This is a genomic window from Rhizobium sp. KNZ14-9A, assembly GCF_056755015.1.
In genome coordinates, this window is sequence record NZ_JBPGXB010000002.1 from 4,334,016 (window position 1) to 4,346,471 (window position 12,456).

Consider the following 12,456-nt stretch of genomic DNA (forward strand, 5'->3'; position numbering starts at 1 on the left):
GGCGATAAAGGATTTAAAAATCATCTTGTCAGCATTCAGAATGCGTGTACATTTTCCTCACCGGTGCTGGAGGGCGCCGTGGCTCGAAAAAAAGGGAGGACTTCCGTTGAAGAAGACGGTTATCGGTGGCCTGTGCGCCATCCTGCTCAGCGCGGTTTCGACGCTGGCGCATGCTGAAACAATTCGTATCGCCAATCACGGTCAGGCCGGCATCGACGCGATGAAGTCGACCGTTGAGCGGATCGAGAAAAAATACGGCGTAACGGTCGAGGTTGTCGAATATCCGGCGCCGGACAAAGACTATCTCACCAAGCTTCTGACCGAGCTCGGTGCCGGCAATGCACCCGATCTCTTCTCCATCCCGACGACGGCTGCCGTCGCCGATATGGTTGAAGCCGGCTACCTCGCTCCTGTGACCGCCGAATTCAAAGCTTGGGACGGCTACGCGAACTTCTATGACGTTGCCAAGCAGCTCGCCGTCAGCCCTGACGGAGAAACCTATGTGATGCCGTTCATGCTCGGCATTCAGGAAATCTATTATCGCAAGGACGTTCTCGAAAAGGCCGGCATTTCCACCGAACAGCCGAAGACCTGGCAGGAGCTGCTCGATCGCGCCGCCGAGGTCAAGCAGAAGACCGGCTCTTACGGCCTGCTCTTCCCGGCCGGCGTTTCCTGGGGCAGCGGTGCCTTCGATGAAGGCTTCCAGCACCTGATCGTCGGTTCCAAGACGCCACAGCTGGTCGATGCTGACGGCAAGCTCGATCTGAATGGCGAAGGCGTAAAGGATGTCTTCAACGTCTACAAGACGCTGATAGACAAGGACCTGATGCCGGTGCAGCCGCTTCTCGGGCCGGAGCCCTGGGTCGTGCCGAAGTACGAGATGTTCCCGGCCGGCAAGCTTGCCGCCACCACCTGCGGTTCCTGGTGCTACATCTTCGACTGGGGTCGCGAGAGCAAGAACCCGATCCCTGACGTGACCAAGATCGTCGGCACCTGGACCGTTCCGGGCCAGAGCGGCGGCCAGTACGTGCTTGCCAACCTCGCCGCTCCGTGGGCCGTCAACTCCAAGTCCGCCAATGTGGAACTTGCCAAGAAGGCACTGATGGAAATCGGCTCGGTCGAAACGCAGGTTTCCTATGCTGCCCGCATCGGCAACATTCCGGCCAGCAAGGATGCTGCCAAGGATCCGGAATTCCAGAAGCTGACGGAACTGGTTCCGATCCATGCTGCTGCCGGAAACGGCGTCTTCCTCAAACAGGCTTCCGGCTTCGGCACTGTTGCCGAAGGCGTGGCGCGCGCCACGGAAGCCCTGCTGCGCAAGGAAACGGATGCTGCCGGCGCCCAGAAGATCCTTGTCGACTACGTCAAGGAAACGCTCGGCGACGACATGGTCAAGTAAGCCACTGATATCTTTCTCCCGCCCAGGACGGGGACGCGGCATGATCGCCGCGTCTTCCCGCTTTCATTCGATAAGGTTGTGAGCTTCAATGGCCCGAAACTCTCATGAAAAGCGAACCGAGCGCCAACTCTTGCTGGTTCTGCTGCCGTCGCTGATCCTGCTTCTGGCCTTCGTGATCTATCCCGCTCTCTATTCCGTCTATCTGAGCTTTACCAATGAGGCGCTGACGGGGGCTGCGGCGCTGCGGCCGCGCTTTGTCGGCATTCGCAACTACACGCGTCTGCTTAACGATGCGAAGTTCTGGAATTCGCTGTTCGTTACCTTCGTCTTCGTCATGGGTTCGGCCGTCATCGGGCAGTTCGTGCTCGGGCTGATCTCGGCCATGGCGCTGCGCCGACCGATCCGTTTTCGGCGGTTTTTCTCCTCGATCATTCTTCTGCCGAACGCGGCACCTGAGGTCGTTGCCGGCTTCATGTGGATTTCGATGCTGGCCGGCGGCGAGCATGCCACACTGTCGCGCATCGTTGCCTTCTTCGGCATCGATCCTGCCGACTGGCTGAACGCTTTTCCGCTGTCGATGATCATCATTGTCAATACCTGGCGCGGCATCGCCACCGCGATGATCCTGCTGACGGCCGGCCTCAGCACTATTCCCTCCGAGATCTACGAGGCGGCGCGCATGGATGGCGCAACACCCTCGCAGATGTTTCGCCGCATCACCCTGCCGCTGATGATGCCGACGATCCTGCTCTACATGCTGATCTCGGCCGTCTCCACCATTGCCGTCTTCGGCCTCGTCTATGCGCTGACGCGCGGCGGGCCTGGCGGAGCTACGGAGGTGGTCAGCATCTATATCTATAACCAGTCGTTTACGGCCTTCCAGCTCGGTTACGGCGCTGCAGTCGCGGTCGTCGCGCTCCTCATCTCGCTGATCCTGGGCATCGGCTATGTGCGCGCCATGAAAGTGGAGGTCTGACATGGCCGTTATTTCTCCGAGCGAAGGGGCTAACAAGACCCGCTCCGATCTGCTTGCCTATGCAACGCTGTCGATCATCTCGATCTTCTGCGCCGTGCCCTTCTTCTGGGTGCTGCTTGCCTCCTTCGACGGCAATGCGCAGCTCTTCCTGCGCTGGCCGGAACAGTGGACGTTCGCAAACTATGTGCGTGTCTTCACCAAGGAAGACGGGGCGAAGTGGCTGTTCAACTCGCTCTTCGTGGTCGGCGGCGCGACGCTTATCGTCATGGTTCTGGCGGGGCTCGGCGGCTATGCGCTGTCGCGCACGCGGGCCTGGTGGAAGCTGCCTTTCCTCTACGCGATCCTGCTGATCCGCGTGCTGCCGCCGACGGCACTCGTCGTGCCGCTCTACAAGTTTCTGCTGACGCTGAACAATGCGGAAGGCGCGATTCTCAGGCCGATCTTCGGCAGCTATGCCCGCGATATCATGCGGTGGACCGGGTTCATCGACGGCTATCTCGGCATCATGCTGGTGCTTGCCACCATGCAGCTGCCGCTGGGCCTCTGGATCATGAAGACCTTCTTCGACGGCTTGCCGCGCGACTATGAGGAAGCGGCCGTCATGGACGGGGCGACGATGATGCAGCGCATCCGCCGCGTGCTGATCCCGCTTGCCATGCCGGGGCTCGCGGCTGCCGGCCTCTTCGCCTTCATGTCGGCCTGGGGCGATTTCCTGCTGCCGCTGATCTTCCTGTCGTCGCCGGAGCTGCAGACGCTGCCGCTCGGTCTCTTCCGCGCCTTCCTGCGTATCAACGAGATCGATTACGGCCTGCTGACGGCTCTCGCCTTCATTTACCTGCTGCCGGCCGTCGTCGCCTTCGGCTTTGCGCGGCGCTTCCTCGTCCAGACCTTCGCGGGCGGTGTGAAGGGCTGAGATCAAGAAAGAGAAACGAATGATCAATCTCAGAAACGTTCGCAAATTCTACGGCGCGCTCGAAGTCATCAAGGGCGTCGATATCACAGTGGAAGACGGCGAATTCGCCGTGTTCGTCGGCCCGTCCGGCTGCGGCAAGTCCACGCTGTTGCGCATGATCGCCGGCCTCGAAGGTATCGACGAGGGCGATCTGGTGCTGAACGGCCAGCGCATCAACGATGTGCCGCCAGACAAGCGCGGCATCGCCATGGTGTTCCAGTCCTACGCGCTCTATCCGCATATGACGGTCGCGGAAAATATCGGCTTTTCGCTGAGCCTCAAGAAGGTGCCGGAAGCCGAAATCAAGAAGCAGGTCGAGGGCGTCGCCGAAATCCTGCAGCTGACCGACTATCTCAACCGCAAGCCGGCAGCCCTTTCCGGCGGCCAGCGCCAGCGCGTAGCGATCGGCCGCGCCATCATCAAGAAGCCGTCGCTGATCCTGTTCGACGAGCCGCTGTCGAACCTCGATTCGGCGCTGCGCGTGCAGATGCGCGCCGAGCTGCAGCGCCTGCATCGCGAGCTGAAGGCAACCGTCGTCTATGTGACGCACGATCAGGTCGAGGCGATGACGATGGCCGATCGCATCGTGGTGCTTAACAAGGGCGTCGTCGCCCAGCAGGGCGCGCCGATGGAGCTGTATCACCAGCCGGAAAACGAGTTCGTCGCGACCTTTATCGGCTCGCCGAAAATGAATGTGCTGCCGATGACGGCGACGCGTCGGGATGCCGGCAAGGTGCATCTGGAAAGCCCGCTCGGCCTTGCCATCGATCTCTCGGATGCCAATGGCGCCGTGCCGCAGGGCGAGGCGAAGCTCGGCATCCGGCCGGAGCATCTGAAGCTCGCGCCGCAGGGGCAGGGTGATTTTTCGGCCGAGGTCGTGATCGTCGAGCGGCTTGGCGTCGAGACCTATCTGACGGTCGGTTCGCAGCAGCAGCCGATCGTCGTGCGCACAGAGGGCGACATGACCATCCGTCCCGGCGATCGTGTGTCGCTGACGGCGGAACGCGCCGGTTGCCATCTGTTTGATTCCGCCGGCCGGGTCATCCGGTCGGCGACCGCCTGAACTATTAGGGCTTGAAACATCGAGGCCCAGAACATCGAGGAATAGCATGACAATCAAGGTCACGATCTGGAACGAAGGACGCCACGAGCAGGTCCACAAGGAAGTTCAGGATATCTATCCTGACCGCATCGACGGTGCGATCGCCGCCGGTATCGCCCATCCCGATTTCGAGATCCGCCGCGGCACGCTCGACGATCCGGATGAAGGGCTGCCGGATTCCGTGCTCAACGATACCGACGTGCTGCTCTGGTGGGGTCACATGGCGCATGAGGAGGTCAGCGACGGGCTGATCGACCGCGTCCAGCAGCGGGTGCTGAAGGGCATGGGCCTGCTGGTGCTGCATTCCGGCCATCATTCCAAGCTCTTCCGCCGGCTGATGGGCACCAATGCCAACCTCTCCTGGCGCGAGACGCCAGAGGGTGATCTGGAACGCGTCTGGGTGGTCAATCCCTCGCATCCGATTGCAGAGGGCTTGCCGCCCTATTTCGAGGTCAACGCCTCGGAAATGTATGGCGAGCCCTTCGACATCCCGCAGCCCGACGAGCTGGTGTTCATTTCCTGGTATTCCGGCGGCGAAGTGTTCCGCAGCGGCTGCACCTTCCAGCGCGGCCGCGGGCGCATCTTCTTCTTCAGCCCCGGCCATGAGACCTATCCGATCTATCACGACAAGACCGTGCACAAGGTCATCTCGAACGGCATCCGCTGGGCGCAGCAGAAACACACGGATGGCCGCATCCTCGAAAACTGGCACCGCAAGGAGCCGCTTCACGGCCGGCCGGACAAGGTGAAGGCTTAAATAGTTCCTCCCGCGGGGGCTGGGGTCATGATGGCTTCGGCCTCCGCGGGGGGTGAACGATGGAGGCGGGAATGCAGACTGTTTCGATGAGGGCGGATGGAGATGCCTTTTTCAGCAAGGCATTCTGGGTTTCCATCCATCGCGATCTGCCGCAGCGGCTCGATGCGCTGGCGAGGCTTGCCGCCGAGCGGCCTGATGTCTTCGCCTTCGAAAGCAGCCAGAAGATTGCCGAGCGCTGCAATGTCTCGCAAACCAGCGTCATCCGCTTTGCGCATCATCTCGGCTTTGACGGTTTTGCCGAGATGAAGCAGGTTTTCCAGCAGGGTCTCAGGGCCGCAGCCCGCAAAGGATAGGATTTAAGGGTACTGCGCGCCGTTCGTCGTCGTATAGATCGAATAGAGCGATTGCGTCGCGGTGATGAAGAGGCGGTTCTTCTTCGGGCCGCCGAAGGTGATGTTGGAGACCGTCTGCGGCACCTTGATCTTGCCGACCAGCGTGCCGTCAGGCGCAAAGCAGTGCACGCCGTCTGCCGCGCTCGTCCAGAGATTCCCCGAGACATCGAAACGAAAGCCATCCGGCACGCCGCTGTCGATCGAGCAAAAATAGCGGCTATTTGCGAGCTTGCGGCTGTCCACAACATCGAAGACGCGGATATGACGTGGGACTTCGTGATTGGAGGAGCCGGAATCGGCGATGAAGAGCTGGCGTTCGTCGGGCGAGAAGGCGAGACCGTTCGGCTGAATGAAATCGGTGACGACGGCTTCGATCTCGCCGGTCGCGGCGTCGATGCGATAGACGTTGCGGCTTTCCTGCTCTTCCGGAGATTTGTGGCCTTCGTAGTCTGACATGATGCCGTAGCTTGGATCGGTGAACCAGATCGACCCGTCGGACTTGACCACGACGTCGTTCGGCGAATTCAGCCGTTTGCCGTTGTAGCTGTCGGCGAGAACGGTAATGCGTCCATCAGGCTCAGTGCGGGTCATCCGGCGTCCGCCGTGCTCGCAGGAAACGAGACGGCCTTGCCGGTCACGGGTATTGCCGTTGACGTAGTTGGAAGGCGAGCGGAAGACGGAGACTGTTCCATCCGGCACCCAGCGCATCATGCGCTCGTTCGGAATGTCGCTCCAAAGAAGGCAGTTCAGATCGGAAAACCAGACCGGACCCTCGGCCCAGCGGCAGCCTCTGTACAGTTCTTCCAGTACCGCGCTACCGGCGATCAGCGCCCCGAAGCGCTCGTCTCTGACGTCATAAACCTCGCTTCCAGCCATGCCCGATTCCTCCCAGATCGATATTGCATCTTCGTAGCGGCAAACGATTGAATCTGCTATAGCCCGGCGGCAGAAAGCGTCGAGCTATGGGTGTTTTTACGCAACTCCGAACGCAAAGCCGCTGCACAGTTTTGCTGGAATTGCTCGTGAATTTTCAAAGCGCGGCAACAGGATGCGGCGAACCGTCATAGGCGCCCCAGATCGACTGATCGAAGCAGATGACGGAGCCGGTCATGAGGCCGGATTCGGCTGACGAGAGATAGGCGCAGGCGCGAGCCACTTCTTCCGGGTCGACAAGCCGGCCGAAAGGCTGACTTGCGGCGGCCTTGGCGAGCCAGTCATCCGAAGCCTTGTGAAACTCTCTCTGGATGCGGTCTTCGCCCTCGGAAGCCATCCAGCCGATATTCAGGCCATTGACGCGGATGCGGTTACGCAGCAGCGCATAGGCAGTGTTCTTGGTCAGGGTTTCCAGCGCACCCTTGGAGGCGCAATAGGCGGCGATGAAGGGCTGGCCGGCCTTGGCGGACATGGAGCCGATATTGACGATGGTGCCTTCGATCTTCTCGCGACGCATAACCTTGACCGCTTCCTGCATGAGGAAGAAGGGGGCGCGGACATTGACCGCGAACATGGCATCGAAGAGTTCGGGGCTGGTATCGAGGATCGTGCCGCGGTCGGTGATGGCAGCGGCATTGACCAGCGCATCGACGCGGCCGAAGGTCTGATCACAGACATGGACGACATTTTGCGCCTCCTCGACCTTGCCGAGATCGGCCTTGACGTAGACTGCCTTCGCGCCTGTCTTTGACGAAATCTCCTCGGCTTTCGCCTTGCCCTTGGCCTCGTTGCGGCCGCAGATGACGATGCCCTTGGCGCCGCGTTCGGCAAAGAGGCGGGCGATTGTGGCGCCGAGGCCCTGTGTGCCGCCGGTGACGATGGCAATCTTGCCGTCGAGGCGGGCGTAATCCGTGCTCATGTGTCTTTTCCTCCTGATATGCGAATGGCCCCTTACCGGCGGTAAGGGGCTCTGGAATGATGGTGTTGTGATGGCCGTGTCAGCTCAGCTTCCTGGCTACCTGTTCGGCAAGTGCCTTGGTGAAGGTGTCGTCGCTCCAGTTTTCGGCGAGGGCCTCGTGCATCAGCTGGGCCTGTGTCTTCGGCGCGAGGCCGCCGAGCGGCGGGTCGCGGTCGAGATTGGTCGGGAAGGAATAGCCTTCGGCGCAGGAGGCGACGGCATTGGCGATCTCGCCGGCCGAAAGCTTGCCCTTCAGCGCCTTGAGGGCGGGGAAGAGCCGTGCGCTCATGCGCTCGCGGTTGACCGTTTCCATCGCCCGGCCGAAAGCCGAGGAGACCTGCAGCAAGTTCGCCACGCGCTTGATGTCTTTCGAACGGTTGGTGCCGGCGGCATGGAAGAGGGCGGGATTGAAGAAGACGACATCGCCCTTTTCCAGCGGCAGCTGGATATGGTTCTGGTCGAAGTAATCCTTGAATTCCTGACGCTTGAGGGCGAGGTAGCCCGGCTCGTAGGTCTGGCTGTGCGGCAGGAAAAGCGTCGGGCCGCTTTCGAGCGGCATGTCGCAATGGGCAACCGCGCCCTGCAGCGTCAGCACCGGCGAGAGGCGGTGAACATGAGCGGGGAACTGCTCGATTACCTTGGAGGACTGGAAGCCGAGGTGATAATCGCGGTGGGCCGATTGTGCGGCACCACCGGGGTTCACGCGGTTGACCTGCGCCGTCATCTGGTAATGTGGGCCAAGCCATGCCTCGCTTGCCAGCGCCACGATAGCATTGCCGTAGTAGCGGGCGAAATTCTCAGGATCGGCCAGGCAGTGCTTTTCCAGCGAGTTCCAGATGCGGTCATTGGCGCCCGGCTTGGCGAAATGGTCGCCGCCGCCGCTCGACGTGCGGTGCTGTTCCTCGATGATCTCGTCGAAGATTGCACTCGCCCGGTCGATGATGCCGGTGTCCTCGTAGGCGTGCTTGAAGACGACCACGCCGGGACCGATGCCGAAGGCCTCGCTGATTTCGGCGAGAATTGCGCGGCGGCCTTCCGGCGTCGATACCGCCTCGATCACCTTGCGGCTGTCATATATCAGCACGTTCTTCTCGACGGCTGAGGCCGAGGGATAATCGGCAAGGGTAGTGGTCTTTTCGGCGAGCGCACGGAAATCGTCGAGATCGCAGGCGTCCTCTGTCAGCCAGACGCGGTCGGCGCGCAGTTTTTGCGGGTCGTCGGTTTTCATCGGGTGATCCTCCATTTCCGATGGATGGACTATACGCCGCTGACGATCCTGATATAGATCAGGAATCCATCAAAAATCCATCAGAACGCCGGGGTATGACTGCGGCATGGCCCATCCCTTTCTCGTCAAGGACATCGCTTTCCAGGCCGGGCTCAGCACCGCGACCGTCGATCGGGTGCTGAACGGCCGGCCGGGTGTCAGGCGGCAGACCGAGATGCGGGTCAAGGCGGCGATCGCCGAGCTCGAGAAACAGGCGGGCGCCGATGTGGCCGGCCGCAAGCTCACCATCGATATCGTCATGGAGACGCCTGACAGGTTCAGCACGGCGGTGCGGGCAGCTTTCGAAGCAGAGGTCGCGACATTCCTGCCGACCATCTTCCGCTGCCGGTTTCATTTTGCCGAAGTGATGCGGGCGGCGGAACTCGTGCAGCTTCTCGATCGTATCCGGCTGCGCGGCACGCATGGCATCGTCCTGAAGGCGCCCGATGTGCCCGATATCGTCGCGGCCGTCGCAAGGCTCGATGCTGTCGATATTCCGGTCGTCACCCTCGTCACTGATCTGCCGAATTCGGCGCGCTCCGCCTATGCCGGCGCCGATAACCGGGCGGCCGGCGGGACGGCCGCCTATCTCATCGGCCGGCTCATCGGGGCTTCCGGCGGCAAGGCGCTGGTTACGCTGTCGAGCGGCCGGTTCCGCGGCGAGGAGGAGCGGGAGATCGGCTTTCGCCGAGTGATCCGAGCCCATTATCCGTCGATCGGCATTATCGAGGTGAGCGAAGGGCATGGCACAGATGCTGCGACCGGCACGCTCGTTGCTGCCGCCCTTGCGGAAGATGCTGCAATCAATGCCGTCTATTCGGTCGGCGGCGGTAATCGCGCGGTGCTTGCTGCCTTCGAGGCAGCGGGCCGGCCGGTCTCGATTTTCGTGGCGCATGATCTCGATGCCGACAACCGCGCTCTGCTTGCCGAACGGCGGATCGATTTCGTGCTGCATCACGATCTGAGGACAGATGCGCGTTCGGCCTTTCGCGCCATCATGGCCCGCACTATCCCTGCCGGCAGGACGGCGCAGGCGGCGTTTTCGGCCGTCGAAATCGTCACGCCCTACAATATGCCGGCTCTGCAATAGTCTGTTCGGGTTGATTGTCTTTCCATCGGCGGCAGATTCACGCTACAGCTTGGTGATAATGAGGAGCGCGCATGGACTATAGCGACGTCAGCACAATTGCGGCTTGGGTGACGGAACAGGGCCTGAATGGGGTGTCTGAAGCGGAGCTGCTGATCGGCTTTTGCCAGGCCTGCCGCAAGGCGGGCATGCGGCTCGATCGTGCCATGGCGCTGATGGATACGCTTCATCCTGTCCATGAAGGCCGGGCCTTCCGCTGGGACAATTCAGAGGCCTTCGAAGGTGAGTTCGAATACGGACCTTCGAGCGAGGGTCAGGGACTGGATACCTGGCGTCGCTCGGCTTTCTATCATCTCTGGACAACAGGCACCAAAGAGGTGCGACGGAGAATAGGATTCGGCGATCCGACTGATTTCATCATGCTGGAACAGATCCATGCGTCGGGCCATACCGATTATGTCGCCATGGCGCATCGCTTCGCTGAGGCTGGCACGATCGGCGAGATGGACTGTTTCTTCTCGCACTTTTCCACCAAGCATCCCGAAGGTTTCTCGGAGCATGATCTCGCCATCCTGCGCAAGCTGGTGCCGGTGCTGGGACTCGCGATCAAATGCGTGGCGCTCGCCCGCATCGCGCGCACCATCGCCGAGGTCTATCTCGGCGAGGATGCGGCGCGCCAGGTGATGGACGGCAAGATCTCGCGCGGCAAGACTGAGCGGATTTCGGCCGCGCTCTGGTTTTCCGACCTGCTGAACTACACGAAGATTTCGGACAATTCGGCCCCGGAAGAGATCATTCCGTTGCTCAATGAATATAGCGAGGTGGTGATCACCGCGATCCATGAGGCCGGCGGCAATGTGCTGAAGCTGATCGGCGACGGCGTGCTTGCCATCTTCAAAGGCGAGGATCCGGCGCAAAGCTGTTCTGCGGCCCTGCAGGCGGAGCGTCTGCTGCGGCAGAAGCTTGCGGCGCTGAACGCGGCGCGCGAGGTGGACCGGCGGCCGACGACCGATGTCTATATCGGCCTGCATATCGGCGATGTCTTCTACGGTAATATCGGCAGCCAGGACCGCCTTGATTTCACGGTCATCGGCCCGGCCGTCAACGAGGTGAGCCGCATTGCCTCGATTTGCCGTTCGGTCGATCTCAACGTGCTGATGTCGTCGGATTTCGAAGCGGCGATCCCCGAGGCGGAGCGCAATCTTCTCGCCTGTATCGGCCGCTATGCTCTGCGCGGCGTCAAGCGCCCGCAATTGCTTTACACGCTGGAAAGCGCGCGGCTGAACGGTTGATCAGCAAGATCCATCAGCGCTCAGGGCCTGCATAGGATGCATAGGATGCATAGGATGCATAGGCACTTTCCGACGCTTTCTAGGAAATGTCAGATTCCTTGTCATGTGAATGTCTGACATTTCTCCGCGTAGGTAGGAAAAAACCTATGCAAGCTATGCATCCTATGCGCACTGCCGATGATTCGGTCGGCCGGAGGCATAGGCGACTCGAATTCATTGCCCGAGCGATGGACCGGATCCGTTGCGGATCGTTTCACATTTTCGCACGACGGGCTTCAAGCTTAGGCAGGATCTGCGAGGCTTCAGTGCCTGCATAGGCTGCCGGGGCTGCATAGGCACTTCCCCACGCTTTCTAGGAAATGTTGGATTATCTATCTGTCATGTGAATGACTGACATTTTCCCACGTACGTCCAAAAATGCCTATGCAGTCTCTGCAGCCTATGCACATGGTGGATGACCTAATCCTGCTCTGACCAAAAGGCTCTAACGCAGCAATCCCTGTCCGCCGTCGATCCAGACGGGCGTGCCGGTAATATGCCTGGCGCGTTCGGAGGCGAGGAAGAGGATCGTTTCGGCGACATCCTCGCTTGATCCCGCCCTGCCGCCGGTGATGGGGATTTCGCCTTCCGGCCAGATGACGGGCACTTCGGTTTCCTCGCGATGGCGCGATGTGGTGTTGGCGGAAATGCTGGTGTCGATCGCGCCGGGGCAGACGGCGTTGACGCGGATGCCGTGTTTGCCGAGCTCCAGCGCCAGTTGCTGCACCATGGCGACCTGGCCGGCCTTGGTGGCGGTATAGGCCGTGGCGCCCGGCGTCGTGAAGGTGCGTGTGCCGTTGATCGAGGAGACGACGATGATCGAGCCGCCGTTCATCTTCAGATAAGGGACGGTCAGATGCAGGGTTAGATAAGTGCCGCGCAGGTTCACGGCCATAGTCTGATCCCACTCGTCGGGCTTGAGGTCGTCGATCGGCGCCCAGACGCCGTTAATGCCGGCATTGGCGACGACGATGTCGATGCCGCCGAGGCTTTCGGTCATCCTGTCGATGGCCTTGCGCATCTGCGCTTCATCACTGGTATCGGCGGTCAGTTCGATCGCCTGGCCGCCGGCGGCGACGATTTCTTTGCAGGTCTGTTGCACTTCGCTTTCGGTGCGGCTCAGCACCGCCACCTTTGCGCCTTCTGCCGCGAGCTTCAATGCGGTTGCCTTGCCGATGCCCGAGCCTGCGCCGGTCACCAATGCGGTCTTTCCCTGCAACTCCATTGGCTGCTCCTCTTTGCGGTTGCCGGTAAAGGCAATGATCGGGGCGGCTCTTGGTTCCGGAGCGTGTGGCGTTGAGG

The 12,456-nt window shown here is 61.0% G+C and carries 12 protein-coding genes; 8 read left to right on the forward strand and 4 right to left on the reverse strand.

The features are described 5' to 3' along the window. The first annotated feature begins 106 nt into the window (after positions 1 to 106). The 6 genes from ACR9ZQ_RS28190 to ACR9ZQ_RS28215 all read left to right on the forward strand — a co-directional run bounded on the left by ACR9ZQ_RS28190 (position 107) and on the right by ACR9ZQ_RS28215 (position 5,539). Entirely contained in the window at positions 107 to 1,399 is a 1,293-nt protein-coding gene (locus tag ACR9ZQ_RS28190; RefSeq protein WP_310383918.1) for an ABC transporter substrate-binding protein, read from the forward strand. A gap of 88 nt (positions 1,400 to 1,487) precedes the next feature. Further along, entirely contained in the window at positions 1,488 to 2,375 is an 888-nt protein-coding gene (locus ACR9ZQ_RS28195) for a carbohydrate ABC transporter permease (RefSeq protein ID WP_310383916.1), read from the forward strand. 1 nt (position 2,376) lies between these two features. Further along, entirely contained in the window at positions 2,377 to 3,288 is a 912-nt protein-coding gene (locus ACR9ZQ_RS28200; protein ID WP_481429128.1) for a carbohydrate ABC transporter permease, read from the forward strand. 19 nt (positions 3,289 to 3,307) lie between these two features. Beyond that, positions 3,308 to 4,390, forward strand: coding sequence for an ABC transporter ATP-binding protein (locus tag ACR9ZQ_RS28205; RefSeq protein ID WP_481429129.1), 1,083 nt, complete (start codon positions 3,308 to 3,310; stop codon positions 4,388 to 4,390). Between the two features lie 46 nt (positions 4,391 to 4,436). Next, entirely contained in the window at positions 4,437 to 5,186 is a 750-nt protein-coding gene (locus ACR9ZQ_RS28210; protein ID WP_113118099.1) for a ThuA domain-containing protein, read from the forward strand. A gap of 71 nt (positions 5,187 to 5,257) precedes the next feature. Then, positions 5,258 to 5,539: a MurR/RpiR family transcriptional regulator gene (locus tag ACR9ZQ_RS28215; RefSeq protein WP_481429130.1), complete on the forward strand. Its 282-nt coding sequence runs from the start codon at positions 5,258 to 5,260 to the stop codon at positions 5,537 to 5,539. Between the two features lie 3 nt (positions 5,540 to 5,542). Here the strand turns inward: ACR9ZQ_RS28215 and ACR9ZQ_RS28220 are convergent, their stop codons facing one another. The 3 genes from ACR9ZQ_RS28220 to ACR9ZQ_RS28230 all read right to left on the reverse strand — a co-directional run bounded on the left by ACR9ZQ_RS28220 (position 5,543) and on the right by ACR9ZQ_RS28230 (position 8,697). After that, positions 5,543 to 6,454 (reverse strand): SMP-30/gluconolactonase/LRE family protein, encoded by a 912-nt coding sequence (locus ACR9ZQ_RS28220; RefSeq protein WP_481429131.1) that lies wholly within the window; start codon positions 6,452 to 6,454, stop codon positions 5,543 to 5,545. Positions 6,455 to 6,608: 154 nt separating this feature from the next. Further along, positions 6,609 to 7,430, reverse strand: a complete 822-nt coding sequence (locus tag ACR9ZQ_RS28225; protein WP_481429132.1) for an SDR family oxidoreductase — start codon at positions 7,428 to 7,430, stop codon at positions 6,609 to 6,611. Between the two features lie 79 nt (positions 7,431 to 7,509). Further along, positions 7,510 to 8,697, reverse strand: a complete 1,188-nt coding sequence (locus tag ACR9ZQ_RS28230; protein WP_481429133.1) for a phytanoyl-CoA dioxygenase family protein — start codon at positions 8,695 to 8,697, stop codon at positions 7,510 to 7,512. Positions 8,698 to 8,803: 106 nt separating this feature from the next. Here ACR9ZQ_RS28230 and ACR9ZQ_RS28235 point away from each other — a divergent pair, with 106 nt between their 5' ends. Next, positions 8,804 to 9,826, forward strand: a complete 1,023-nt coding sequence (locus tag ACR9ZQ_RS28235; RefSeq protein ID WP_481429134.1) for a LacI family DNA-binding transcriptional regulator — start codon at positions 8,804 to 8,806, stop codon at positions 9,824 to 9,826. A gap of 71 nt (positions 9,827 to 9,897) precedes the next feature. Continuing rightward, positions 9,898 to 11,115: an adenylate/guanylate cyclase domain-containing protein gene (locus tag ACR9ZQ_RS28240; RefSeq protein ID WP_310383902.1), complete on the forward strand. Its 1,218-nt coding sequence runs from the start codon at positions 9,898 to 9,900 to the stop codon at positions 11,113 to 11,115. A gap of 484 nt (positions 11,116 to 11,599) precedes the next feature. Here ACR9ZQ_RS28240 and ACR9ZQ_RS28245 read toward each other — a convergent pair whose 3' ends face one another. After that, positions 11,600 to 12,379, reverse strand: coding sequence for an SDR family oxidoreductase (locus ACR9ZQ_RS28245; RefSeq protein ID WP_481429135.1), 780 nt, complete (start codon positions 12,377 to 12,379; stop codon positions 11,600 to 11,602). Positions 12,380 to 12,456: the final 77 nt, after the last annotated feature.

Excerpts from the sequence above, each read along its gene's own strand:
- ACR9ZQ_RS28210 (WP_113118099.1), top strand. The coding sequence starts at position 4,437 with ATGACAATCAAGGTCACGATCTGGAACGAAGGACGCCACGAGCAGGTC.
- ACR9ZQ_RS28225 (WP_481429132.1), bottom strand. The coding sequence starts at position 7,430 with ATGAGCACGGATTACGCCCGCCTCGACGGCAAGATTGCCATCGTCACC.
- ACR9ZQ_RS28215 (WP_481429130.1), top strand. The coding sequence starts at position 5,258 with ATGCAGACTGTTTCGATGAGGGCGGATGGAGATGCCTTTTTCAGCAAG.
- ACR9ZQ_RS28195 (WP_310383916.1), top strand. The coding sequence starts at position 1,488 with ATGGCCCGAAACTCTCATGAAAAGCGAACCGAGCGCCAACTCTTGCTG.
- ACR9ZQ_RS28240 (WP_310383902.1), top strand. The coding sequence starts at position 9,898 with ATGGACTATAGCGACGTCAGCACAATTGCGGCTTGGGTGACGGAACAG.
- ACR9ZQ_RS28230 (WP_481429133.1), bottom strand. The coding sequence starts at position 8,697 with ATGAAAACCGACGACCCGCAAAAACTGCGCGCCGACCGCGTCTGGCTG.
- ACR9ZQ_RS28235 (WP_481429134.1), top strand. The coding sequence starts at position 8,804 with ATGGCCCATCCCTTTCTCGTCAAGGACATCGCTTTCCAGGCCGGGCTC.
- ACR9ZQ_RS28245 (WP_481429135.1), bottom strand. The coding sequence starts at position 12,379 with ATGGAGTTGCAGGGAAAGACCGCATTGGTGACCGGCGCAGGCTCGGGC.
- ACR9ZQ_RS28220 (WP_481429131.1), bottom strand. The coding sequence starts at position 6,454 with ATGGCTGGAAGCGAGGTTTATGACGTCAGAGACGAGCGCTTCGGGGCG.
- ACR9ZQ_RS28200 (WP_481429128.1), top strand. The coding sequence starts at position 2,377 with ATGGCCGTTATTTCTCCGAGCGAAGGGGCTAACAAGACCCGCTCCGAT.
- ACR9ZQ_RS28205 (WP_481429129.1), top strand. The coding sequence starts at position 3,308 with ATGATCAATCTCAGAAACGTTCGCAAATTCTACGGCGCGCTCGAAGTC.